General features: G+C 54.2%; 21 protein-coding genes. 6 read left to right on the forward strand and 15 right to left on the reverse strand.

Features of this window, described 5'->3' with window-relative positions; translation table 11 throughout:
* Positions 1-4: 4 nt before the first annotated feature.
* The 7 genes from ispC to rpsB form a co-directional block, all read right to left on the reverse strand.
* Positions 5-1,189, reverse strand: a complete 1,185-nt coding sequence (gene ispC / locus VXJ35_RS13435) for a 1-deoxy-D-xylulose-5-phosphate reductoisomerase (protein WP_064021948.1) — start codon at positions 1,187-1,189, stop codon at positions 5-7.
* The gene (locus VXJ35_RS13440; protein ID WP_064021949.1) at positions 1,186-2,109 is read right to left on the reverse strand and encodes a phosphatidate cytidylyltransferase; all 924 of its coding nucleotides are present in this window, start codon (positions 2,107-2,109) and stop codon (positions 1,186-1,188) included. Before VXJ35_RS13440 ends, ispC begins: the two co-directional genes overlap by 4 nt.
* Before the next feature lie 37 nt (positions 2,110-2,146).
* Positions 2,147-2,908, reverse strand: coding sequence for an isoprenyl transferase (locus VXJ35_RS13445; protein WP_054759026.1), 762 nt, complete (start codon positions 2,906-2,908; stop codon positions 2,147-2,149).
* Between the two features lie 11 nt (positions 2,909-2,919).
* On the reverse strand, positions 2,920-3,477 hold the full coding sequence (gene frr, locus VXJ35_RS13450) for a ribosome recycling factor (protein WP_054759024.1): 558 nt from the start codon (positions 3,475-3,477) through the stop codon (positions 2,920-2,922).
* Between the two features lie 4 nt (positions 3,478-3,481).
* A complete protein-coding gene (pyrH, locus tag VXJ35_RS13455) occupies positions 3,482-4,201 on the reverse strand; it encodes a UMP kinase (RefSeq protein ID WP_054759022.1) in 720 nt (239 codons plus the stop codon).
* 85 nt (positions 4,202-4,286) lie between these two features.
* Positions 4,287-5,171: a translation elongation factor Ts gene (gene tsf / locus VXJ35_RS13460; protein WP_064021950.1), complete on the reverse strand. Its 885-nt coding sequence runs from the start codon at positions 5,169-5,171 to the stop codon at positions 4,287-4,289.
* A gap of 120 nt (positions 5,172-5,291) precedes the next feature.
* Positions 5,292-6,035, reverse strand: coding sequence for a 30S ribosomal protein S2 (gene rpsB / locus VXJ35_RS13465; protein ID WP_054759018.1), 744 nt, complete (start codon positions 6,033-6,035; stop codon positions 5,292-5,294).
* Positions 6,036-6,310: 275 nt separating this feature from the next.
* Between rpsB and map the strand changes: the two genes are divergently transcribed.
* A complete protein-coding gene (gene map / locus VXJ35_RS13470) occupies positions 6,311-7,075 on the forward strand; it encodes a type I methionyl aminopeptidase (protein ID WP_064023512.1) in 765 nt (254 codons plus the stop codon).
* Positions 7,072-9,717 carry a [protein-PII] uridylyltransferase gene (gene glnD, locus VXJ35_RS13475; protein WP_064021951.1) on the forward strand — a complete coding sequence of 882 codons (2,646 nt, stop codon included), beginning with the start codon at positions 7,072-7,074 and terminating at the stop codon, positions 9,715-9,717. The genes map and glnD overlap by 4 nt, the downstream gene beginning before the upstream one ends.
* 5 nt (positions 9,718-9,722) lie before the next feature.
* Here glnD and VXJ35_RS13480 read toward each other — a convergent pair whose 3' ends face one another.
* Positions 9,723-10,943: an FAD-dependent monooxygenase gene (locus VXJ35_RS13480; RefSeq protein WP_064021952.1), complete on the reverse strand. Its 1,221-nt coding sequence runs from the start codon at positions 10,941-10,943 to the stop codon at positions 9,723-9,725.
* A gap of 249 nt (positions 10,944-11,192) precedes the next feature.
* On the opposite strand from VXJ35_RS13480, the gene VXJ35_RS13485 reads away from it, so the two are divergent.
* The 4 genes from VXJ35_RS13485 to VXJ35_RS13500 all read left to right on the forward strand — a co-directional run bounded on the left by VXJ35_RS13485 (position 11,193) and on the right by VXJ35_RS13500 (position 19,815).
* Positions 11,193-16,676, forward strand: coding sequence for a glutamate synthase-related protein (locus tag VXJ35_RS13485; RefSeq protein ID WP_064021953.1), 5,484 nt, complete (start codon positions 11,193-11,195; stop codon positions 16,674-16,676).
* A gap of 111 nt (positions 16,677-16,787) precedes the next feature.
* Positions 16,788-18,530, forward strand: coding sequence for a sulfite reductase subunit alpha (locus VXJ35_RS13490; protein ID WP_064021954.1), 1,743 nt, complete (start codon positions 16,788-16,790; stop codon positions 18,528-18,530).
* 316 nt (positions 18,531-18,846) lie between these two features.
* The gene (locus tag VXJ35_RS13495; protein ID WP_064021956.1) at positions 18,847-19,239 is read left to right on the forward strand and encodes a bacteriohemerythrin; all 393 of its coding nucleotides are present in this window, start codon (positions 18,847-18,849) and stop codon (positions 19,237-19,239) included.
* A 6-nt stretch (positions 19,240-19,245) separates the two neighbouring features.
* The gene (locus tag VXJ35_RS13500) at positions 19,246-19,815 is read left to right on the forward strand and encodes an alpha-ketoglutarate-dependent dioxygenase AlkB (protein WP_064021957.1); all 570 of its coding nucleotides are present in this window, start codon (positions 19,246-19,248) and stop codon (positions 19,813-19,815) included.
* A 35-nt stretch (positions 19,816-19,850) separates the two neighbouring features.
* Here the strand turns inward: VXJ35_RS13500 and nqrM are convergent, their stop codons facing one another.
* The 7 genes from nqrM to VXJ35_RS13535 form a co-directional block, all read right to left on the reverse strand.
* Positions 19,851-20,045, reverse strand: a complete 195-nt coding sequence (gene nqrM, locus VXJ35_RS13505) for a (Na+)-NQR maturation NqrM (RefSeq protein WP_064023513.1) — start codon at positions 20,043-20,045, stop codon at positions 19,851-19,853.
* A gap of 89 nt (positions 20,046-20,134) precedes the next feature.
* Entirely contained in the window at positions 20,135-21,355 is a 1,221-nt protein-coding gene (gene nqrF, locus VXJ35_RS13510; RefSeq protein ID WP_064021958.1) for an NADH:ubiquinone reductase (Na(+)-transporting) subunit F, read from the reverse strand.
* Between the two features lie 12 nt (positions 21,356-21,367).
* On the reverse strand, positions 21,368-21,976 hold the full coding sequence (gene nqrE / locus VXJ35_RS13515; RefSeq protein WP_054759008.1) for an NADH:ubiquinone reductase (Na(+)-transporting) subunit E: 609 nt from the start codon (positions 21,974-21,976) through the stop codon (positions 21,368-21,370).
* Entirely contained in the window at positions 21,976-22,644 is a 669-nt protein-coding gene (locus tag VXJ35_RS13520) for an NADH:ubiquinone reductase (Na(+)-transporting) subunit D (RefSeq protein ID WP_054759006.1), read from the reverse strand. The genes nqrE and VXJ35_RS13520 overlap by 1 nt, the downstream gene beginning before the upstream one ends.
* A gap of 8 nt (positions 22,645-22,652) precedes the next feature.
* Positions 22,653-23,513, reverse strand: coding sequence for a Na(+)-translocating NADH-quinone reductase subunit C (locus tag VXJ35_RS13525; protein WP_064021959.1), 861 nt, complete (start codon positions 23,511-23,513; stop codon positions 22,653-22,655).
* Positions 23,506-24,705, reverse strand: coding sequence for an NADH:ubiquinone reductase (Na(+)-transporting) subunit B (locus VXJ35_RS13530; RefSeq protein WP_064021960.1), 1,200 nt, complete (start codon positions 24,703-24,705; stop codon positions 23,506-23,508). Before VXJ35_RS13530 ends, VXJ35_RS13525 begins: the two co-directional genes overlap by 8 nt.
* Complete coding sequence (locus VXJ35_RS13535) at positions 24,706-26,049, reverse strand: Na(+)-translocating NADH-quinone reductase subunit A (RefSeq protein ID WP_054759001.1); 1,344 nt, start codon at positions 26,047-26,049, stop codon at positions 24,706-24,708.
* Positions 26,050-26,219: the final 170 nt, after the last annotated feature.

Raw genomic sequence — 26,219 nt, forward strand, 5'->3', positions numbered from 1 at the left:
ACTCCTAATGCGACAGTTCGGTAATGACGGTTTCGGCAACCTCTCTGGCACGCCGGTCGGCGTCCAGAACGTGCTCCAAGGTATCGGCGGCTTCCGGTTCGAAACGGGCCATGCTGCGTTCGATGATTTTGGCAATATCGGTGAAACGCACCCGTTCGTTCAAAAATGCGTCGACGGCGATTTCATTGGCGGCGTTCAGCACAGTAGGCATGATGCCGCCGGCCTTGATCGCTTGGTATGCCAGCTTCAAACAGGGAAAACGTTGCAAGTCGGGTTGCTCGAAATCCATGTGCTTGACTTGAAAAATGTTCAAGGGTTCCACACCGGAATCGAAACGCTCCGGCCAGGCCATCGCATGGGCGATCGGCGTGCGCATATCCGGATTACCCATTTGCGCCAACACCGAGCCGTCGACGTAATCCACCATCGAATGAATGATGCTTTGAGGATGAATGACGACCTGAATCGCATCAGGGTCCATATCGAACAGCAAGCAGGCTTCGATCAGCTCCAGGCCCTTGTTCATCATCGTCGCGGAATCGACCGAGATTTTTCGTCCCATATCCCACTTGGGGTGGGCTACCGCCTGCTCCGGCGTGACGTGCTCCAGCGCGGCCAGCGGCGTTTGCCGAAACGGACCGCCGGACGCGGTCAGTAAAATTCTACGGGCCTGCTTGGCGCGATGTCCGGCGGTGTATCCGGCCGGCATGCACTGGAATATGGCGTTATGCTCGCTATCGATGGGCAGTAAGGTGGCACCGGACTCGGCCACCGCATTCATGAAGATTTGGCCGGACATCACCAAAGCTTCCTTATTGGCCAGCAGCACCGTTTTACCGGCTTTCGCCGCAGCCAGAGTCGGCAGCAAACCGGCAGCGCCAACGATGGCGGCCATGACGGCGTCCACGTTATCCAGCGTCGCGACCTGAGCCAAGGCATCGGCACCGGCCAGGACCTTGATGTCGGCAATCGGCGTGCCAGCCAGTTTATCCGTGAAAGCTTGGACATTGTCCGGGTTGGCAACTACGGCATATTCCGGCCGGTGCGCCAGACATTGTTCGAACAACGCGTCGATATTGCCATTGGCGGTTAACGCGACCACCTTGTATTGGTCGGGATGGCGGGCGACCACGTCCAGCGTACTAACGCCGATGGAGCCGGTGGCTCCGAGTATGCAAATGCCTTTCATGAGTAAAAAATCCTGCCGATCAGTAAAATGCCGGCATAAAAGAAGGGGGCCGCGGCAATTACGCTATCCACCCGGTCCAGGATACCGCCGTGTCCAGGCAATAAGTTTCCACTGTCTTTCACGCCTTTTTTACGTTTGACCAGACTGAAAAACAAATCCCCGTAAATGGATACCAACACCGTTATCACCGACAAGATCAGCATATCGGTCCAGACCAGGCCGCCCAAAAAGCGCAGGCTACTGTCTTGGGCTTCGGCCGGTTCGTTGGCGGTCAACCAGCCGTAGATAGCGAAACCCAAGCCGCACAAGGCTGCCGAAGCCAACGCACCGTACATACCCTGCACCGTTTTGCCGGGGCTGACTTCAGGAGCCAGTTTTTCCTTGCCCCAGGTTTTGCCGGCAAAGTACGCGGAAATATCGGCGGCCCAAATCAGAATCAAAAAGTAAAGCACCATGCCGGTACCGTAATAAGCACGTAATTTGCTGAGGAACATCCAGGCGCCGAGCAGCACCATCCAGCCGACAAACGCCTTGAATCGGGGTTTGAACTCCATGCTCAGTAACTGCGGGCTGGTCTTTCTGATCAAGACCATCGTCAGAATCCAGAACGATACCGGCAATATGACAAACCACTCCAAAGCATCCGAATAATCCTTGATTTCCGGCCATTCCATTGCCTCGCTGGTCAGTTCCAACAACACGGTCCAGTAAGTCACACCCAGCATCGGCACAATCAGCGCTAGCAGAAACAGAATCTTACTGCCGAGTTTGGTAACGTCGGTCAACAGCATCCATTCGTAGGCGGCAGCCAGTGTGATCAGAGCGATAAACAACGAAAAATAAGTGGCGGGCAGCAACAGCACTGCAGCCGTGGCGACCGCTGCCAAAACCAGCGCGGTTAAAATGCGTTTTACTAACATGTCGATTTTCTAATTATTATGGTTATGGAAAACATGCCTAGACAACTCTGCCGGCGACAACCTGCTCGCCGGTGTGGCCGAAGCGGCGCTGCCGACGCTTGAAACTGCCGATGGCTTGTTGCAAGGCGTTGTGGTCGAAATCCGGCCACAATGCATCGGTGAAATAAAACTCCGTGTAAGCCAATTGCCAGAGCAGGAAATTACTGACCCGTTCCTCGCCGCCGGTACGGATAAACAGATCCGGTTCCGGCAAGCCGGCGGTCTGCAAATAACGCTCTACCAAATCTTCGCTGATTTCCTGTTCATCGATGGTACCGGCTTTGATTCCGGCCACGATTTGGCGCATGGCATTGGCGATATCCCAACGTCCGCCATAATTGGCGGCAATCAACAGAGTCAAACCGGTATTACTCGCTGTTTGCGCTTCGGCAGAGCGGATTTTATCTTGCAATTTGTCGTTGAAGGCGGTTTTGTCGCCAATGATTTTCAGGCGGATATTATTTCTGTCCAGTTTGTCGACCTCGGCTTGCAAGGTCGACATAAACAATTCCATCAACAGGCTGACTTCGTCCTTAGGCCGGCGCCAGTTCTCGCTGCTGAACGCAAACAAGGACAACACTTCGATGTTTTCCTTGGCGCAGAATTCGACGATTTTACGCACCGCCTTGACCCCGGCATGGTGCCCCATTATCCGCGGCATCAGACGCTTTTGCGCCCAACGGCCGTTACCATCCATGATGATGGCAATATGGCGCGGATTGCCGTTATCAATCACCGGTTTGTCATCAACAGCATTCATGTCTTTCTCGGTTACATGGACAGCAAATCAGCTTCTTTTTCTTCCAGATGCTTTTCCACTTCCTTGATGTATTGGTCGGTCAGTTTTTGGATCTTGTCTTCCGCTTGGCGCGCGTCGTCTTCGGAAATCAATTTCTCTTTCAAAGCGTCTTTGATTGCGGCGTTGGCGTCGCGGCGAATGTTGCGGATCGACACCCGGCCCTGCTCGGCTTCGTTTTTTACGATTTTGACCAAATCTCGGCGGCGCTCCTCGGTCAAGGCCGGCAAAGGCAGTCGAATCACCGTACCCTGCGTGGCCGGGTTCAAACCCAAACCGGAAGACATGATCGCCTTTTCTATCGCCTGCACCATGCTTTTTTCCCACGGAACGACTTTCAAAGTCCGCGCGTCCTCGACTGTGACGTTGGCGACTTGCGACAACGGCGATTCGTTGCCGTAGTAAGACACCGAAATTTGGTCCAGCAAACTAGGATGGGCGCGCCCGGTTCTGATTTTGGTGAACGCTTTTTGCAACGCTTCGATACTTTTTACCATCCGCGCTGCAGCATCTTGTTGAATATCGCTAATCATTCTGTTAATTCCTCACGATCAGAGAGCCGATGTCTTCGCCGCGCATCAAACGCATTACGGCGCCCGGCTCGAATACATTCATTACCCGCATCGGCAAATTGTTATCCCGGCACAGTACCAAAGCGGTGGTATCCATGACGTTTAGACGCTGATCGATGGCTTCGTCATAGGTCAAACGCGGATAAAATACCGCATCGGGTACTTTCACGGGATCGGCCGAATAAACACCCTTGACCTTGGTGGCCTTGATCATCAACTCGGCGTCGATTTCGATGGCACGCAAGCTGGCCGCGGTATCGGTGGTAAAAAACGGGTTACCGGTGCCGGCGGCAAAAATGGCGACACGGCCTTTTTCCAAATGGCGGACCGCCCGGCGGCGAATGTAGTCTTCGCACACCTGGTTGATTTTCAAGGCGGTCATGACTCGCACCGGTTGGCCCAGGTACTCCAATGCATCCTGCATGGCCAAGGCGTTGATCACGGTGGCGAGCATACCCATCTGGTCGCCGGTGACCCGATTCAAACCTTCCGACGCCTTTTCGCCGCCGCGTAAAATGTTACCGCCGCCAATTACCAGACCTACCTGGATACCGGCGTCGCACAAGTCTTTCACTTCCTGAGCCAAGCGCTGGACAATATCGGGATCGATACTGCCGCCCCGTTCGCTCATCAGTGCTTCACCGCTCAACTTCAGCAAAATTCTCTGACAAATCAATTGACTCATATTCAAATATCCAGCGTAAAGGGTAAAAGCAACGAAACATCCAGAAAAATAAACCCGGAAAACCGGGTTTATGTCCTGGGCGGGGTTAACCTCTGACTTGCGCCATGACTTCGGCGGCGAAATCCTCTTCTTTCTTTTCGATACCCTCGCCTACTTCGAAACGGGCGAAACGCAGCGCGGCATTGCCTTTTTCCTTCAATAGCTGGCCAACGGTTTTGCTGTCGTCTTTAATGAAAGCTTGGCCTTGCAACGTGATTTCAGACAAAAATTTGTTGACCCGGCCTGAAACCATTTTTTCGACGATATCGGCAGGTTTACCTTTGATCTTTTCTTCTTGCTGAGCCAAGAAAATTTCTTTCTCTTTTTCGATAGTTTCCGGAGCGACTTCATCGGCGGAAATGCAAGCAGGTTTGCTGGCGGCGATGTGCATCGCGACATCTTTACCCAGTTCCGCATCCGCTTTAGCCAATTCGACGATAACGCCGATTTTGCTGCCATGCAGATACGCCGCTTGGCCGCCATCGGTGGTGGAATATTTCACGAACCGGCGTACGGTAATGTTTTCGCCGATTTTAGCGATCAAAGCCCGCCGAGTCTCGTCCACACTGACGCCGGTGCTGAGCAGCATCGCTTGCAACTCTTCGTCGCTGTTGACGTTGTTGTTCAACAAGCTGTTGACGACATCGTTGGTGAAACCGATAAAGTCGTCGCCTTTGGCTACGAAATCGGTTTCGCAGTTGACGTCGACCATAACCACGGTTTTGCCGTCGTCGGATACTTTGACGCCTATGACGCCTTCCGCCGCGATCCGGCCGGATTTTTTGTCGGCTTTTGCCAGACCGGCTTTACGCATGTTCTCGATCGCCAATTCCATATCGCCGTTGGCTTCGACCAAGGCTTTCTTACATTCCATCATGCCCGAACCGGTACGTTCACGCAGTTCCTTGACCATCGCCGCACTAATACTCATCGTTTTTTTTCCTCAATTTATCAACTAAAAAAACGCCTCACTAAGGAGGCGTTTAAAAGACAGTCTGTTCTGAACGCTAGGTCCAGGAGCCCGGCGGCGGCGCCGGGCAGCTTGTGATACTTACGCTTCCGAGACGACTTCTTCTACGAATTCGTCGACTTTAGCCGAAGCGTCCATACGCAGTGCCTTGGCTTCCAGAATAGCGGCGGAAGCGCTTTGGCAATACAGCGTGACTGCACGAATGGAATCGTCATTTCCCGGAATCACGTAATCGATTTTTTCCGGAGAGTTGTTCGAATCGACCACGCCTACTACCGGGATGCCCAATTTTTTGGCTTCCATAATCGCATTTTTTTCGTAACCGACGTCCAGGACGAAAATCACGTCCGGCGTGCCACGCATATCTTTGATGCCGCCCAGGCTGCGTTCGAGCTTCTCCAGCTCGCGCTCCATACCCAAAGCTTCCTTCTTGCTGAAACGTTGGTACAGGGTACCGTCGGCTTTCATCGCCTCCAGTTCTTTCAGGCGGTTGATCGACTTTTTAATGGTTTTGAAGTTGGTCAACATGCCGCCCAACCAACGATGGTTGACGTAAGGCATGCCACAACGTTTTGCTTCTTCGGCTACTGTTTTGCGCGCGGCTTTTTTGGTGCCGACGAACAGGATGGTACCTTTGTTCGCGGTCATTTGACCAAGGTAGTTCATCGCATCGTTAAACAATGGAAGGGTTTGTTCCAAATCAATGATGTGGATTTTATTACGGGCTCCAAACAAGTATGAAGCCATTTTCGGGTTCCAGTAACGGGTTTGATGTCCGAAGTGAACACCCGCTTCCAGCATTTGACGCATTGACACTGCTGCCATTTACTTCTCCTAATATTGCCGAATTTTCGGCTTTGGGTTACGCCTCCACCCGCCCCGACCAGTGACCGTAAACCCAAGGTTTTCGGCACCCCACCGACCGTGTCGACAAGTGTGAGTATTGATTACATAGTGAACTTACCTTTATACCATGATTACAATTTCACAACAACTTCAAGTCTGATAGACTCGGCGGCATAGCCTGCAAGGGTTGACTCCGGTTTTTGCCGCAAGCCCTGCTCGAATCGCACTCGTTATTCATTCTTAAAATTGACCCGATGACCATAATTATCAAAACCGCCGACGAAATCGAGAAGATGCGCGTAGCCTGCAAACTGGCCGCCGACGTGCTGGACATGATCGCTCCACATGTCGCCGCCGGCGTCGCTACCGAGGAACTCGACCGCATCTGCCACGAATATATCGTCGACGTTCAACAAGCTATCCCGGCACCGTTAAATTACCGGGGCTTCCCGAAATCGATATGCACCTCGATCAACCACCAAATTTGCCACGGCATCCCCAGCGATAAAAAGCTGAAAAACGGCGATATCGTTAACATAGACATCACCGTGATCAAGGACGGCTACCACGGCGATACCAGCAAAATGTTCTGTGTCGGCGACGTCAGCCCGCACGCCAAACGCCTGGTCGACGTGACCAGGGAGAGCTTGTTTTTAGGTATCGAACAAGTCAAACCAGGCGCGCATTTCGGCGACATCGGCTACGCCATACAAAAGCACGCCGAAGCCAACCGCTACTCGGTCGTGCGCGAATTTTGCGGCCATGGCATCGGCAAAAAATTCCACGAAGACCCGCACGTCATGCATTTCGGCAAACGCGGCGAAGGCGCGATGATGGAGCCGGGCATGATATTCACGATAGAACCGATGCTCAACCTCGGCAAACGCCACATGAAAATCCTTCCCGACGGCTGGACCGCGGTAACCAAGGACCGCAGCTTGTCGGCCCAATGGGAACACACGATTCTAGTGACCGAACAAGGCTACGAAATATTGACCTTGAGACAGGAAGAATTGTGAGCCCGTTTCCGTTCACGGAAAGCGACTTTTTGGGTTGTTTCGAACAGGACAACCCGATTGCCGCGTTTAAGAACGCGATCGCCGCGGAAAACTCCCATTTAAAACTGCGCTTCAATCCGGACCAAGCTACCGCCGGCCTGCTCACCGAAAAAGCCCGCTTCATCGACAACATACTCACCGCGTGCTGGCTGCATTTCCTCGGCCCGGCAGCCGATTTGCACTGCCTGATTGCCACCGGCGGTTACGGCCGCAGCGAGCTGTTTCCGCATTCGGATATCGACATACTGGTTTTACTGGCCGACGCCGATCCGGCCGACTACCAACACTCGCTGTCCGGCTTTTGCAACTTTCTGTGGGATATCGGCCTGAAACCGGGCCTCAGCACACGCGATGTCGACGACTGCCTGACGGCCGCGCAAGACGATCAAACCGTGTTTACCAGCCTACTGGAAATGCGCCTGATCGGCGGCAACACCGAGCTTTTCGAAAAGCTGAAAAGCCGTGTCAGTTCCGATGCACTATGGCCTTCCGACCAATTTTTCCCAGCAAAAATGCTGGAACAGCAAAAACGCTACGCCAAATACCACGACACCGCGTACAACCTGGAACCCAACATCAAGGAAGGCCCGGGCGGCCTGCGCGATTTACAAGTCATTAGCTGGGTATTCAAGCGCCACTATAATGCCTCGTCGCTGCGGGAATTGATCAAATACGGCTTTCTGCCCAAATCCGAATACGACAACCTGATCACGGCGCGCGACATTTTGTGGCGCCTGCGTTTCGCTTTGCATAATTTGACCAACCGCTGCGAAGACCGCTTGGTATTCGACTACCAACGGGAACTTGCCAGCCAATTCGGCTACGTCGACCGCAACGAACAACCCGACGTCGAACAGTTCATGCAGTTCTACTTCAAAACGGTCGTCGACATCGAGCGACTGAACGAAATGCTGTTGCAATTGCTCAACGAGCGCCTGATCAGCAACAAGGAAAGCCTGACCCCGATACCGATCACCGCCAACTTCTCGTCGATAGACGGCTACTTGGAAGTCAGCAACAAAGACGTATTTCAAAAACAACCGCTGGCCTTGCTGGAAATTTTCCTGATCCTGCAGCAATCGCCGTCGCTCAAAGGCATTCGCGCCAGCACGATCCGGCTGATCAGAAAAAATTTGCCGCTGATCGACGAAAACTTTCGCCACAACAAACAGGCCAACCGGTTGTTCATGGACATCCTACGCCAGCCGCGCGGCATCACCAGCCAGTTGAAACGGATGAACCGCTACGGCGTACTGGCCGCCTATTTGCCGGACTTCGCCAATATCGTGGCCCGGATGCAATACGACCTGTTTCATATTTACACGGTGGACGAACACACGCTATTCGTGATCCGCAATCTACGCCGTTTCTCGCTGGCCAAGCACAATAACGAACTGCCGTTTTGCAACAACATTTTTCTGCTGATCGCTAAACCCGACATCCTGTATCTGGCGGCATTATTCCATGACATCGCCAAAGGCCGCGGCGGAGACCATTCCACACTGGGCGAAACCGTGGCCCGCAACTTCTGCCTGCAACACGAATTGCCCAACCACGACACCAAGGTCATTACCTGGCTGGTGCGCCACCACCTGCTGATGTCGATGACCGCGCAACGCAAAGATATCAGCGATCCGGACGTAATTCACACCTTCGCATTGCAAATCGGCAGTATCGAATACCTGAACTACCTGTACCTATTGACCGTGGCCGACATTCGCGCCACCAATCCCAGCCTGTGGAACGCCTGGAAAGACGCACTACTGAAAGAACTCTACATTTCGACCCACCAAGCACTGCATCGGGGCCTGCACAATCCGGTAGCCCGCTCGGAACGGGTGCAGGAGAACAAGAAAGAGGCGCGCGAAGAACTATTAAAACTGGGAATTTCCAAAACCACGATCAAGCAGTCTTGGCAACACCTCAGCGACGATTACTTTCTGCGTTACTCCGCCGACGAAATCGCCTGGCATACCATTGCCATCGCCGCCTGCCAGGAAAGCGAACTGCCGCTGGTATTGCTGCGGCCGCAGACTCAACGCGGCAGCGCCGAAATATTCATTTATACCCGCAATGAAGCCCTGTTGTTCTCAATTTGCACGGCGACGCTGGACCAACTGGGCCTGACCATCCTGGACGCGAGGATCATTACCACTGCGGACCAGTACGTTTTGAACAGCTTTCAGGTGCTCGAACAATCGGGCGAAGCGATCAACGATCTATACCGGGAGGTCCATATCTGCAACGCATTGCGCCAAGGCCTGATTGCCAAAAAAGCCAAAGCCTCGAAGAATATCCACAAACAATCCCGCCAGGCCCGGCACTTCCCGATCGAGACCAGCATTACCTTTCTGGACGATCCTTCGCATAAACACACGATTGTGGAACTGGTCACGACGGACCATGCCGGCCTGTTATCGGCTATCGGCCGCGCGTTTACCGAACTCGACATTCAACTGCACGACGCCAAGATCACGACGATAGGCAGCCGCGCCGAGGATATGTTCTACATTACCGACCCGCAGTCGCGTCCGATCGACGACGATCACAAAAAACAACAGCTGCGCACCACGATGCTGCGCTACCTGGACCTGAAAAACTGAGCGCGCTAACCGGCCGACAGACGTTCGCCGCGCGCCAATTTCGGCAAGCGCCCCTCCAGCCCCATCGCTGCTTTCATGACTTTATTCCGCGCCGGCGTGATGCGCTGCGCCAAACCCAGACCGAGATTGCGCAGCAACTTGACCGGCAGAATGTCGTTGCTGAACGAACGGTAAAACACGTCCATCACCGTCATCATCTTTAGGTTTTCGTTACGCCGCATCGCTTCGTAACGCCGCAGAACCGAAACATCGGCAAAGCTTTTACCTCGGCTGTAGGCATCGACCACCACTTCAGCCAACGCCGCGGCATCCAGCAAACCGATATTGACGCCCTGCCCGGCCAGCGGGTTAATCATGTGCGCCGCGTCGCCGACCAAGGCGACGCCCTGTTTAACGTAGGCTTGCGCATGCTGGCGCCGCAACGGGAAACTCGCCACGCCGAGCACCTGCTTGACTTCGCCTAGACATTCCGGAAACGCGCCGACCAATTCCGCCCTAAGCTGCTCGAACGGTAGGGCTTGCAAGCGCCTAACCTCATCCGGCGATTGGTACCAAACGATGGAACCGTAATTGCCGGTTAACGGCAGAAACGCTTGCGGTCCGGACGAAACAAAGCGCTGCCAGGTGATGTCCTGCTGCGGATATGCCGTCTCGATGTAAATCACCAACGCATGCTGGTTATAGTCCCAACTGGTAACGCCCAAACCGACCGCCTGCCGGACCCTGGAGTGGCCGCCGTCGGCAGCGACCAACAGCTTGGCTTGCAGTTCGCGGCCATTCTCCAGCGCCACAACGGATTGGGCGCCGTCGTAATCGATTCGCTTGATAGCCTGCGGCATCAATAGCTCGACGTTATCGAAAGCGGCCAATCTATCGAGTAATGCCAATTGCGTAATCCGGTTTTCGACGATATAACCCAACTCGGGATAGCTGATATCGGTACTGTCGAAGGTCGTATCGCCCGCATTCTCCCATACGCGCATGCGCCGGAACGGGCAATAGCGCCGCGAGGTCACGCCCTCCCAGGCGCCGACGGTTTCCAGGATGTTTTTCGAAGCGATGCTGAGCGCAGAAACCCTTAAGTCATGCGGCTGATCGGCGGAAAACGGTTCAGGCGTCTGGGCCTCCACCACGACCACCTTCAAACGGCTGCCGCCTAAACTGCATGCCAACGCCGCACCGACCATGCCGCCACCCACAATCACCACATCAATTTGTTCTTTCATATTTGGTCACAAAGTTTTAAAACAGAAGCCTAACGGCAAACTTGACAAGGTTGACTTCACGAAATGACAGAGCCCGTGCTGCGTGGTATCATTGGAAAGTTTCGCCAACTGAAATTCGGAAGTTATCGCGCGTTTTCGCCCGCTTTTCCGGACGACTCTAACACGCAGCAGGCAGAAAAACCATAAACAGCGTTTTCGGCAAGGAAAACACCGGCAACGCCTCAATCAGTAGACAGGATCTGGATAGCTATGATTAAAAACGCCCAGAAAATCAACTCAGTACACATGCTTTACGACGCCGATCTTTCTCAGGACAGTTGTGGCGTAGGCTTCATCACCCGCAAGGACAGCAAACAAACCCACGAGCTGTTGCTGAAATCGCACGAAGCGCTCTGTACGATTCCACACCGCGGCGGCATGAGCGCCGAAGGCATCGGCGACGGCGCCGGCGTCAATATCGACCTGTCTCTGAAGTTTTTCCGCAAGGTCACCGGCAATCCAAACTTGGTATTGGGCCAATTCGGCGTAGCCAATTTCTTCTTTCCGGAAGACCACGCCCACTACGATTCCGAAGCGCAAAAAATGGTCGAAGAGCACCTAAAGCAATTCGACCTACCGGTTTTGAAATGGCGCGAAGTACCGGTCGATAACTCGGTGCTGAACGCCGCCGCAGTTAAAGCGCAACTGCCGATCAAACAATTGATTTTCGGTCGCCCCGCTTCATTGCAAGACGCCGACCACGATGCGTTCGAAAAGTACATCCAGCAAGCCTTGCTGGCTATCGAGGCCGACGGCTTCAATCGTCTAGAATTGCAGGGCTTCTACCCGTTGTCCATGAGCTCGCGCACGCAGGTTTACAAAGGCCGCTTGAATTCGTTCGAGGTTATCCCCTACTTCGTCGACCTGTACGATGCCGACCACGAAATCAGCACGCTGTTCTTCCATACTCGCTTCTCGACCAACACCGCGCCGGCGACGATGATGGCGCAGCCATTCCGTTACATGGCGCATAACGGCGAATTGAACACCGACAAGAAAAATCGCCTGAGCGAAAACGCCATCGCCCGGCAAAACAACAAACACATCGTGTTTCCGTGCGGCCAATCCGACTCCGGACGCCTCGACCAAACCCTGACCCGCCGCATCAACGAAGACGAACTAGACATCGTCACGGCGATTCTGGCAATGATGCCTCCGGCCTGGGAAAACGACCCAACCTTGTCCGACGAGGTTCGCGCCATGTTGGAATACTTCAGTTTGTACGAGGAAAAAAACGACGGCCCAGCTGCGTTGATCTTCAACGACGGCACCCGCGTCGGCGCCCGCCTGGACCGCTTGGGTTTGCGGCCGCTGCGCTCGGTCGAAACCTCGGAATATCTGGCAGTCATGTCGGAAGCCGGCCAAATCGACTTCCCTCCCGAACAAGTATTGCGCCGCGGCCGTATCGAAGCCGGCGGCATGCTTTATTTCGACCATAACACCGGCGAGTCGTACGACAGCCACCAGGTGATGGCGCGCCTGGCCCGGGAAAAAGACTACAAAGCGATGCTGGCGCACCGCTGCGTGCATATGGATCAACTGCCGAAAGTGGAATTGTCCGAGATCGGTAACGAACACACGCTAAACATAGAGCAACGCCACACCGCTTATGCGTTGAACCAGGAAAGCTTCAAATTCCTGTTGGACCCGATCCTGCAAACCGGCCTGGAAAAAGTCTCGGCGATGGGCTACGGCCTGACTCCGAACGCCCTAAGCTCGGCCGAGGGCGGCATGTCGCGTTATTTCAGCCAACGCTTCGCCCAGGTGACCAATCCGCCGCTGGATTCGTTGCGGGAAAGCGACGGCATGACGCTAAGGGTCGCGCTGGGGGCAAAACCGACTTTCGCGCCACCGACCAGCAAACAGTTGATGATCGAATCTCCGATCCTGCAACGCACGCAACTGGAACAAATCCGCCGCCAGACCCTGGTTAAAACCGTGACTCTGGACATGCTGTACACGCCCGATTTCGACGATGCCGCACGAAACGAACAAGCATTGGAACACGCGTTCCTGGCTGTCTGCGAACAGGTCGAGCAAGCCGCGCGCAACCATACCGGCATTATCATTTTGAGCGACGCCAACATCGATCAAACCCGGGCGGCGATTCCGGCTTTGTTGATGATCGCTGCCGCCAACCAACATCTGGTCAAGCAAGGCCTACGCTTCAATTCCTCCATCGTCATGGAAACCGGCCAAGCCGCCAGCCCGCACGATGTCGCGACAATTTTGGGTTTCGGCGCCTCGGCAATCTGTCCGCTCAGCGTGCACAACCGGGTCATGACCGAATACGCCGACGAAGCCGGCCGCAAAAAAGCCTTGTACAACTTCCAAAAAGGCGTCGAGAAATCACTGATGAAAACCATGGGCAAGTTCGGCTTGTGCACCGTGGAAAGTTACATCGGCGGCGAGTTTTTCGAGTCCAATTATTTGGACACCGAGGAGCCGAAGCTAAAACCGTATTTCCCGAACATCAATTCGTCGGTCGGCGGTGCCCGCTACGCCGATATCGCTGCCAGTTCCTGCGAATGGCACCACAAGGCACTGTCGGTGCAGAGCGAAAACGATATCCCATTCCTGGGCTTGTTCAAAGAACGCCAGGATGGCGCCGGCCATACTTTCGGCAATGCTGCGGTGCGCGAATATATAGCGATGACCGACGAGCCGATTCTGTACATTCCGCAGCAACAGGCGGGTGAAGCCAGCGATAACGCTTACCGCGATTTCGGCTACGAAAAACGTACGCCGGCGCAAATCGACTCTTTCGGCATCACCCCGGCTTACCGCAGCTTCAGCCGCAATCTGGCTCAGGAACGCGCCAACCGCCCTGCCGCGTTGCGCGACGTGATGGAATTTCCGATCGATATAACGAGCGCCGAAACCCAAGCCGATTTCGATCGCCTACTCGGCAGCCAAAACCTGCACGGCAATAACAACTTTCTGGTTCGCGGCTTGACAGTGTCTCGCACCAACGGCGCCGTGTTCAAAATCGAATTAACCAACAATTCGAATAAAGCCCGACTGGAGCAATTGGCAGACCATTTCAAAGCCCGCTTCGCCGGCCAGGATTTTTCCGTAGCCATCGAAACCGACGGCTTAAGCATACGGATCAACGATACCGACAGCGTACTTTACTTCTACCTGAGCAACCTGCGCACGGCTCGCGAACGCCTGGATTTGAGCAAAGTACAACCGGCGCACGAGATCACGCCAACCTTCGCTTCCGGCGCGATGAGCCATGGCGCTTTGTTGGCCGAAGCCCACGAAGCCGTGGCACAAGGGACTAATATCGCCGGCGGCATGAGCAACTCCGGCGAAGGCGGCGAACACTCCAGCCGCTTCGGCACCATCCGTTCCAGCAAAATCAAGCAGTTCGCCTCCGGCCGTTTCGGCGTCTGGGCCGGCTATTTGGCCGACCCGAATCTGGAAGAAATCGAAATCAAAATCGGCCAGGGCGCAAAACCGGGCGAAGGCGGCCAATTGCCGGCGCCGAAAGTTTCTGTGGAAATCGCGGCGTTGCGCGGCGGTACGCCGAAAGTGGAACTGGTCAGCCCGCCACCTCACCACGACACCTATTCCATCGAAGACTTGGGCCAATTGATCCACGACGCCAAGGCGGCGCGCGTGCGCGTAGTGGTCAAATTGGTATCGTCGGAAGGCATCGGCACGATCGCAGTCGGTGTCGCCAAAGCCGGCGCTGACGTGATCAACGTCGCCGGCAATACCGGCGGCACCGGCGCCGCGGCCGTCACTAGTTTGAAAAACACCGGCCGCTCGCCGGAAATCGGCATCGCCGAAGTCCACCAAGCTCTAGCGGCTAACGGATTGCGCGATAAAGTCACGTTGCGCTGCAGCGCCGCCCACCAAAACGGCACCGACGTGGTCAAATCGGCCATCCTCGGCGGCGACTCGTTCGAATTCGGCACGACCGCGCTGATGATGCTGCGCTGCGTGATGGCGAAAAACTGTAACATCCGCTGCCCGGCCGGTCTGACCACCGCCCACGAGGAGTTCAAAGGCGATCCGCGGGTGCTGGCGCAGTTTTTCATGAATCTAGCCCACGAAGTGCGGGAAATCCTGGCCGACCTGGGCTACACCAGCCTGAAGGAAATCCGCGGCAAGACCGAATTGTTGCACTTGATCAACCATCCGAGCATGATCGGCCAATTGCATCTGCAAAGGCTGTTGGCCGAAGTTCAGGAAATCAAAGTCGAAAAGCCGATCTATCTGGAAAAAGATTTCACCATCGACGACCTGATCTTTGCCCAAGTAAAACAAGCCTTGTTCGATCAAGGCAAAAAACAAGTCGTGGTCGAAGGCAGCGAGTTCAAGCTCAACAATCTCAACAAAACGGTCGGCGGCCAAACCGCGATCGATATCGAGCGTTTGTTGCACTACGGGATGAGCGCCGAGCAAATCGCTGCCAGCCAAATCGTTTACACCAACCAGCATGGCCGCCGCTACCTGGCTGACGATACCGTCATCGTTCGCACCCACGGCTCCGCCGGCCAAAGTTACGCTGCTTTCAATAACGACGGCATGCGCATGGAACATACCGGCACCTGCAACGACGGCGTCGGCAAAACCGCTTGCGGCGGCGTGATCGTGATCAAATCGCCCGGCGGCGGTTCGAACAAACCTGGCGAAAACGTGTTGATCGGCAATTTTGCCCTGTTCGGCGCCTCGGGCGGCAAAGCCTTCATCGAAGGCGAGGCCGGCGACCGCTTCGCGGTGCGTAATTCCGGTGCAATGGCGGTAGTCGAGGGCGTCGGCGATTTTGCTTGCGAATACATGATCAACGGCGCAGTATTGAATTTGGGCGGTTTCGGCAAAGGCTTCTGCACCGGCATGTCCGGCGGCAACGCCTACCAATACGACCCGGAAAACCGTCTGGAAGACTTGTACGACGATACGTCGGTCAGCATCCACCGCCTGACCGACGCCAGCGACGTGGCGGCCAGCCACGAACAGTTCATTCTGTACATGTTGGAACAGCACATTGAGCACACCGGCTCGGCGAAAGCGAAAGCGATTCTCGCCGATTGGCCGCAACAGCGCGCGCATTTCAAATTCGCGCTGCCGCTATGGCTAAACCGTACCCAGACTGCGGAGTATTTGAGCAAATCTCTGGACCGCAAAGCGATGATCGAAGAGTTGTCGGTCGCATTCGCGCAAAACCAGATAGAGCAAATCAAGCAAGCCCATAAAACCGGTAGCGCCTTGTTCAACGGCGCCATTCCCGGATACGGCGAAACCGACAGCGAGCTGACTCTGAAACTGATCAATAGCTATGCGGTGATTGACAAAGCCCAACAAATCGCCCGCGACCAGTTGGCTAAAGCCAATATGCCTTTGACGCAAACCTTGATCGACAAATATGCCGACAAACTGCTGATGGAGCGTCCGCGTAAATTGCAAGACACCCTGGTGAAAAACATTCGCGAAGCGTACAGCCAATACGACGACCAACAATTGGCGGCGCTAATGGCGGAAAAGCGTTTGAACGACTACAAGACCACGTTGAAACTGCGCGACGTCCAAAGCATTTATTCGATAGGTTCCACCGCCTGGATTATCGAGCAGGACCGATTCAACCGCCAAGCGCTGGCCGGCGTGCCGACCATCGACAAGAATTTGGCTAGCCTGGAGAGCCTGAGCATCGTCAAGGAAATGCTGGAAAACGAAGCCGCATAACCTTGGCCGGCCGGGAAATACCGAAGCCTACGTTTGGATAGGTAACCCCCGACCTATATGGATTTATTCGTTTAACGGGCCGCCACGGCGCGGCCCAAAGTTGGTAAAGAAATGAAATCACCTTTTATCCCCGAAAACGCCCCCTACTCCGACATCCAACGTGCTTGGCTGAGCGGATTTTTTGCCGGTATGCATAGCCATATGGTGCAAAGCTCTAATAGCAGCAACCAGAGCGCTAGCCGCACCTTACATATTTTGTTCGGCAGCCAAACCGGCAATTCCGAAAGCGTGGCCCACGATGCCGCCAACCGCGCCAAAAGCCATGGACTGGTCCCGGTGGTCAAAGGCATGGACGAAATCGATATCGGCCAATTGGCCAAAATGGAATATTTGCTGATCATTACCAGCACGTACGGCGAAGGTGCCATGCCCGACAACGCCGAGATGCTATGGGAAGCCGCCAAGGCGGATTCCGCACCCCGTTTGGAAAACGTCAAATATTCGATTCTGGCGCTGGGCGACACCAGCTACGACCTGTTCTGCCAGGCCGGCAAAGATTGGGACGAGCGCTTGTCAGCCTTAGGCGCACAACGCCTGTTCGACCGCGTCGATTGCGACGTCGATTTCGAGGCACCCGCCGAACAGTGGCTCAGCGAAGTTATTCCATTGATGGCCGAAGGCGCGGCGACGGTCGCAGTGCTCGATACCGAACAGAATCTAGCCGCCAAACCGGCTTATAATCGCAAGAACCCGTTTCCAGCTAAATTGCTGGTTAATCGGTTGCTGACCGCAGAAAACTCGTCCAAGGAAACCCGCCACTACGAAATCTCCATTGCCGGCTCCGGACTCAGTTACGAAGCCGGCGATGCGATGTGCGTCGTACCAACCAATTGTCCGCAATTGGTCGCCGATATCGTTAAAGCCTTAGGTTGTACCGGTACCGAAGACGAACCGGTCAACGGCGAATTGATGACCTTATCGGAAGCATTGCGCACCCATTTTGAAATCAAAACGCCGAGTAAAGAGTTCGTCGAAGAAATTGCAAAACGTTCCGGCGACCAAGAGCTCAACGGCATCCTTCAGGCCGGAGACAAAGAAAAGTTGTCCGACTATTTATGGGGCCGCGATACGCTCGATCTGTTGTTGCAATTCCCGGCCGTCGAATTTTCCGCCGCCGAATTTCTGAGTTTATTGAAACCATTACAGCACCGGGCCTACTCGATCTCTTCCAGCAGCAAATTGACCCCGGAAACCGTGCATTTAACCGTGGCCAGCGTCCGTTACGATGCCCACGGCCGCCACCACAAAGGCGTCTGTTCCACATTCTTGGCCGATTTGGTGGATGACAGTTCGGACGTCAGAGTTTTTTTCACGCCGAATAATAATTTCCGGGTGCCAAGTGATGACAGCCTGCCGATGATCATGGTCGGCCCCGGTACCGGTATCGCACCGTTCAGAGCCTTTCTGCAAGAACGCCAAGCCCGCAACGCCAACGGCAAGAACTGGCTGTTCTTCGGCGACCGCAACGCCTCGACCGATTTTATTTACCGCGAAGAAATCGAAGCGATGCAAACCAGTGGCTTGTTGACCAAGCTGGATCTGGCGTTCTCCCGCGACCAAGCCGAGAAAATCTACGTACAAGACCGGATGAAGGAACACGGCGCCGAATTGTTCGCTTGGTTGGAACAGGGCGGCTATTTCTTCGTCTGCGGCGATGCTTACCGGATGGCGAAGGATGTCGATCAGGCCCTGCACGATGTGGTGCGCGAGCACGGCAAAATGAATCTGGTTCAAGCGGTGGAATACGTTAACAGCCTGAAAAAAGACAAACGTTACGTCAGAGACGTCTACTGATCGAATGGGCCAATCCGGCTCAGTGCGCTTTTCCGCAAGCTTCGAAAGCAATCCGCTAGGGCCGGCTTCAATTTGCCGGCAGCGGATTGCCCCTCCAAATCCGGTTTTAAATTTCGGTCCGATTGGTTAACCTTACCGTTCGAGGCAGACTTGGCGCGCAGCGCCGAGCCTCTATAAAACCGGGCATTGAATTTACCGACTCGTAGCACGAGTAGCGGGGCTCTCGAAGGTTCGGTATGGCATGGCTCCTGCTTTAGATCAGGCAGCCAACGCGTGGTTAAGCCAACCCCAGGCACTTCGCTTTGGATACTAGACAATGACATTAATCGACAAATCGACGATTCCCGCTACCGGCAACGATCAAATCGACAGCGACCACGCGGAGTTCATTAGCCTTTTGAATCAATTGGATAACGCCGACAACCTGGAGTTTGCCGAGCTTTTTCGGCAATTACACGAACACATGGCGGCGCACTTCGAACGCGAAAACCAATTGATGGCGCAAAGCCTATTTCCGGCGGAAAGCGAACACAAAGGCGAACATCAAAGGGTTTTGTCCGAATTCAAACAATTTCAATCCAGAGTCGATAAGGGGCTAATCGCCTTCGGCCAAGCCTTTATCCGGGAGCGTTTGCCGGGATGGTTTGCTATACACGCGGCGACGATGGATAACGTATTGGCGAGTTATATTCGGCAGAATCGGGCGTAGCCTGTTGTGGATGCAAACGGAAGCCTGCAAATCATCGAGCGATTTTACGCAAAAACCGAATGCGAGGAGATTTACCGACGTTTCATGCTCGACCACGATTGGCCGGCCAATGTCTACACCGTCAGCGGACGCCGGTTCGCCCTGCCCCGCTTACAAACTTGGCATGCCGATTCGGGCATCCGCTACAGTTACCGTTACAATCTGTTGGAAACCCGACCGTGGACGCCGCTTCTGAGCGGAATTAGGCAGCGAATCGAAGCTTGTCTGAACGTTTCGTTTAACTCGGTTTTGGCCAACCTGTACCGCGACGGCAACGACTATGTCGGATGGCACGCCGACGACGAACGGGAATTGGGGGCGCGACCCTTTATTGCCTCTTTAACATTCGGTACCACGCGAAGCTTTGCGTTTCGCCATAAAAAACTCGACCAGAAGGGCGAGGTCTTTTTGGCCGACGGCGCATTGCTGATTATGCGTCCTGAATTTCAACGCGATTGGCAGCATAGCTTACCGGCGGTTCCCGAACTTGGCAGCGGCCGTATCAATCTGACTTTCCGCAAAGTCATCGTGCCTTAACCGGACTTTCTAAACTCTTCTACCCGCACCGCCGTTCAAGAGTGTTCGATAGGCGCCGCTTGCGCCTTTTCGGCCTCAAATTTCTTTCTTTTATCGCACTTCTCGGTACAAATGCAGTTGCCGGTGCCGCCGCAAGACCCCTTGATCGCGTTTCTGCCAAAAATAACGCCTATCGCCATGATTGCGATCACAATCAGCATGAATAAAAACGTCGCAAGAAAATAACCCATAACAATTACCCCATTAGATAAGACGTATAAACAAAAAAACGAGGGACGATCCAATCGCCCCCCGTTTTTTAAACCCGACCAAGCTGTTATTAGCCGCCGAAATCGTCCAGGAAGATGTTTTCTCTGTCGACGCCGTTAGCCAGCAACATATTGATCACTGAGGAGTTCATGATCGGAGGACCGCACATGTAATATTCGCAGTCTTCCGGAGCCGGATGGTTTTTCAAGAACTCTTCATACAAGACGTTATGGATAAAGCCGGTATAGCCTTTCCAATTGTCTTCCGGCAGCGGATCGGACAATGCCACGTGCCATTTGAAGTTTTCGTTCTCGCGTTGCAGCATGTCGAAATCTTCGACATAGAACATTTCCCGTTTGCTGCGCGCACCGTACCAGAAGGTAATCTTGCGTTTCGACTTCAGTCTACGCAATTGGTCGAAAATGTGCGAACGCATCGGCGCCATACCCGCACCGCCGCCGATGAAGACCATTTCGGCATCGGTATCTTTGGCGAAAAATTCGCCGTAAGGGCCGGATACCCAAACTTGATCGCCCGGCTTCAGATTGAAGATGAACGAAGACATGATGCCCGGCGGTACGCCTTCCGGCGCGCCCGGCGGCGGCGTGGCAATACGCACGTTCAACATGATTTCTTTCTCTTCCGGATAGGAAGCCATCGAGTAGGCACGCAAGGTCGGTTCCTTCACCTCGGAAACGTAACGCCACAGATTGAATTTATCCCAATCCGGCCGGTACTCTTCGGCAACGTCCATATCGGCATACTTGGACACGTGCGGCGGACATTCGATCTGAATGTAACCGCCGGCACGGTAGTTAATGGCCTCGCCTTCCGGCAATTGCAACACCAGCTCTTTAATGAAGGTCGCGACGTTGTCGTTGGATTTGACCGTGCACAGCCACTTCTTGACGCCGAATACGCTATCTTCGACCTCGACTTCCATATCGGTTTTTACTGCCACCTGGCAGGCCAGGCGTTCGCCGTGCGCCGCTTCGCGCTTGGTGATATGGGAAAGTTCGGTCGGCAGAATATCGCCGCCGCCTTTATGGACTTTAACTTTACATTGGCCGCAAGAACCGCCGCCGCCGCAAGCCGACGAAACGAACAATTGGTTGTCGGACAGTGCGTTCAGCAACTTGGAACCGGCCGGCACGTGAATCTTCTTCTCGTTGTTGATCAGAATTTCCACATCCCCGGCGGCGACCAGTTTGTTTTTCGCGCCGATGATCAAGAACACCAGCGCAATCACGATAGCCGTGAAGAAAATAACACCTAATGCAATTTCTAGCATTACGATACCCTTTTACAATTGAATTCCAGAGAAAGCCATGAAGCCCAAGGACATCAAGCCTGCGGTGATGAAGGTGATGCCCAGGCCTTGCAGCGCGGCAGGCACATCGCTGTATTTCAGTTTCTCGCGCACGCCGGCCATCAAAGTGATTGCCAACGCCCAACCGAAACCGGAACCGATACCGTAAACCACACTCTCGCCGAAGTTGTAGTCGCGTTCGATCATGAACAAACTACCGGCCAGAATCGCGCAGTTAACGGTAATCAACGGCAGGAAGATACCCAGCGCGTTGTACAAAGCCGGAACGAACTTATCCAAGAACATTTCCAGAATCTGTACGATCGCTGCGATCATACCGATACAGCTGAGCAAACTCAGAAAGCTCAAATCGACACCGGTGATCCCCAGCCAGGACAAAGCGTCTTCTTTCAACAAAGTTTGGTAGATGAAGTTATTGGCCGGCACGGTCAGGGTTTGCACCACCATCACCGCTACGCCCAAACCCATCGCTGTGGCAATCTTCTTGGACACCGCCAAGAAGGTACACATGCCCAGGAAGAAAGACAGCGCCAGGTTTTCGATGAAAACCGCTTTAACAAATAATGCGATATAGGCTTCCATTAGTGGTGCCCTCCTTCACCGTGAGCAATAGCCATAATTTTGAACTCGTTGTGTTCGACTTGTTTCGGCTTCCAGGTGCGGAAGGCCCAAATGATCAAGCCAATGACGAAGAACGCACTGGGCGGCAGCAACATCAGGCCGTTGGGCACGTACCAGCCACCGTCTTTGACCAACGGCAGAATTTCGATGCCCAACAACTTGCCTGAGCCCAGGGTTTCCCGTACCAGTGCCACCAGAATCAGAATCAAGCTGTAGCCGGCACCGTTACCGATGCCGTCGATGAAGCTTTGCAGCGGCGGATTTTTCATCGCATACGCTTCGGCGCGGCCCATCACGATACAGTTGGTGATGATCAAGCCGACGAACACCGACAGTTTTTTACTGACGTCGAATGCGAAGGCTTTCAACAACTGGTCGACCACGATTACCAGCGACGCAATGATGATCATCTGCACGATGATACGGATGCTACTGGGCGTGTGCTGACGCACCGCACTGATCGCCGCGCTGGAACACGCCGTGACCGAAGTCAGGGCCAAGGCCATGATCAGCGAGGTCGACATTTGCGAAGTCACCGCCAGTGCCGAACAAACCCCCAACACCTGCAAGGTGATCGGATTGTTATCGACCAACGGCTCGAATAATACTTTTTTGGTTTCTTTGTCCATGACGACTCCTAACCGTTTGCTTTGATTTTGTTCAGGTAAGGCGCAAAACCTTCCGGCCCCATCCAGTACAGGATCAGGTTACTGACGCCGCGACTGGTCAAAGTCGCACCGGCCAAACCGTCGACTTTGGTCGCAGCATCCGGACGGCTGCTATCGACCGTGCCTTTAACCAAAGTCAAAGCCACTTCGCCGTTATCGCCGTAGACTTTCTTGCCTTTCCAAAGCGCACGCCAGTTCGGATTAACCACCTCGCCGCCCAGACCCGGAGTTTCCCCTTGGTCGTACAGGTTAATGCTTTGCACGGTTTGGCCGTCGGCATCGAGCGCCAGGAAACCGTACATGGTGGACCACAAGCCGTAACCGTTGATCGGCAAAATGATGGATTGCAGTTTGTCGCCGTTTTTCACCAGGAACACCTTGGCCAATTTGGCTTTGGTACGAATGCTGGCAATATCTTTTTCCGACGGAATCACTTCGTTTTGCGCTGGATCCTTGGCGGCTTTGCGTTGGTCGTATTCGTCGACGTTGCCGTCCACGTATTCGCCGGTCGCAATGTCGACCAATTTAGCTTCGATCCGTTCTTTGAACGCTTGGTCGATATCGGTACCTTCGTCCAACAAACCGGCGACATCCAGAATATTCTTCTTCATGTCCAAAGCTTTGTTGTGCGCTTGCAGCGGCCTTAAAGCCACAGTGGCAATCGATACCAATACTGCGCAGACCAAACACAGCGCCAGCGCGACATTGACCGTTTTTTCCAGGCTATCGTTGCTTAAAGCCAGGATACGGTCGGCATAAACCCGGAACTGCGCGTAGTACTTGCACAACTGCTCGTTAATATTATTGGTCTTGTTTTCGGAATTAGGCATGACGTTTGATCCTTCTTCTGATATTCGCTTGAATCACAAAATAATCAATCAATGGTGCGAACATATTGGAGAACAGAATCGCCAGCATGACGCCTTCCGGAAAGGCCGGGTTGATTACGCGGATAATGATGATCATGACGCCGATCAGCACGCCGTAGATCCAGCGTCCGACATCGGTATTCGCCGCCGAAACCGGATCGGTGGCCATGTAGACGGTACCGAAGGCAAAACCGCCCAAGACCATGTGCCAATACCAAGGGATCGCGAACATCGGATTGGTGTCGCTACCGACGACGTTCAACAAGGTCGACATACCGATCATGCCGATCATCACGCCGGCCATGATGCGGTAAGAAGCCACGCGGGTATACAACAGGAAGGCGGCGCCCAACAAACAAGCCAATGTCGAAGTTTCGCCCATCGAACCGGGGATGAAGCCCAGGAAGGATTGAAACCAGCCGAAGCTGCCGGTGATCGCATCCAGACCGCCGGCCGAAGCCAAAGACAGCGCGGTCGCACCGCTATAGCCATCGACTGCGACCCAGACCGAATCGCCGGAGATCGAAGCCGGATAGGCGAAAAATAGGAAGGCGCGGCCGGTCAACGCCGGGTTCAAGAAGTTTTTACCGGTGCCGCCGAATACTTCCTTGCCCAACACGATACCGAAGGAAATACCCAACGCCACTTGCCACAGCGGAATGCTGGCCGGCAAGATCAGGGTGTACAACATCGACGATACCAGGAAGCCTTCGTTGACTTCGTGTTTGCGCACGGTGGCGAACAATACTTCCCAAAAACCGCCCACCGCCAATGTGACGATATAGACCGGGAAGAAATACAACATGCCGTGCACCAGGCAGGAAAACGGGTTGTACGGGTTGTAGCCGAACAAGGCCATCGGAATGCTGCGCCAGCCGTCGATATCGGTGGCGCCGATTTTCTGCATCGCCAGATTGGCTTGAAAGCCGGTGTTATACCAAGCCATCAAAATGCAGAACGCCGTTGCAATGACCACGAAAGTCATCGTCCGCTTCAGGTCGTTACCGTCCCGGACGTGAGTGGTGCCGCGCGTTACATCGGACGGCGTATACATGAAAGTATCGACCATCTCGTACAGGCCGTAATACTTTTCGAATTTGCCGCCTTTTGTAAAATGCGGCTCTATGCTATCTAATAAGTCTCTAGCCGACATTTATCCTTCCTTCTCGATTTTGGTTAAATTTGCTCTGAGCACCGGCGCAAAATCGTGCTTACCCGGATCGACAAAAGTAAACAGGGAAACGTCTTCCTCGTTCAATTCCAGACAGCCCAGGGCTTGCGCAGTATCGGTATCGCCGACGACAATCGCTTTCAACAGCGGTGTCGGGAGAATATCCAAAGGCATTACGGATTCGTAGATCCCAACCGGGACGATGGCCCGGTTACTGCCGTTTTTATCGGTCGTCAGCGGAAACAGGCGTCCGGATTCACGGTCTTTGGAAGAGACGTAGACATTCAACGCCGAATATTTGTCTTTGCCCGGCACGATCCAGCCGAAGAACTCGCGGTCGCGGCCTTCTTTCAGCGCGGAAACTTGCAGCGCATAGGCACTCAAATAGGCGAACGGCCCGGCAGCTTCGTGTCCGTAAAGTACGGAACCGGAAATGACCCGATTCTCGCCGTCTTCCAATTCCCCGGCCGCCAATTCCAACAGATTGGCACCGACGCGGGTTCTGACCAAACGCGGCTTTTTCACGGTAGGGCCGGCCAGGGATACGACGCGCTCGACATTCAGTTGGCCGGTGGTAAACAACGCACCGATTGCTATCACAGCCTGATAATCGATGTGCCAAACAAACTTGTGGGCGTTGACCGGATCGATAAAGTGGATGTGGGTGCTGGGTAAACCGGCGGGATGCGGGCCAGCGAACTCGGCGGTTTGTACGCCGGCAACAGCGGAAATATTGGCGCCGGCTGCTTTGCACAAATAGGTTTTGCCCGCCAACTTGGATATCACCGTCAAACCGTTGGCGAAATCGCCTGCTCTTTCGGCTATCACCACCGCCGGATCGGCCGCCAACGGACGCGTGTCGATTGCAGTGACGAAGATGGAACTCGGCGTCGAATCGGCTGCCGGAACTTTACCGTAAGGGCGGGTCACGAACGATGCCCACAACCCGGACGTCTGCAGATTCTGCTTGACTTGCTCGGCAGACAAACCGGCCAACTCGGACTCGGCATACTTGCTAAACTTTTCGTGTTGGTCGCCTTTCAGCTCGATCACCACGGATTGCAACACCCGCCGGTCGCCGCGGTTTATGGCTTTGACAACGCCGGCACCGGGGGAGGTGAAATTTACGCTGGGATTTTGCTTATCTACGAACAGAGCTTGGCCAACTTTAACCTTGTCCCCTTCCGCAACCAGCATTTTCGGCTTCAGCCCGACGTAATCGGCGCCCAACAGCGCGACCGATTTGACGGCATTACCCTCGCTTATTTGCTGTTCGGGCTTACCCGTAATGGGCAAATCCAAACCTTTCTTTAGTGTAAATTGCATAGTTAATACGCCTGCTCTCCAGACAAATTTCAGCAAAACGCCCCCTTGGATACAGTGATCCGCGAGAGCAGTTGAAAACTTAAAACTTTGCCATTACATCACAAGTTATCGGCTTTCTCAACGATAAATCCCGAGCTGCAAGCCAGGAAAAGCCGCTTGCCAAACCGCTT

This window comes from Methylomonas sp. DH-1, assembly GCF_046097555.1.
In the GTDB taxonomy this organism is placed as follows: domain Bacteria; phylum Pseudomonadota; class Gammaproteobacteria; order Methylococcales; family Methylomonadaceae; genus Methylomonas; species Methylomonas koyamae.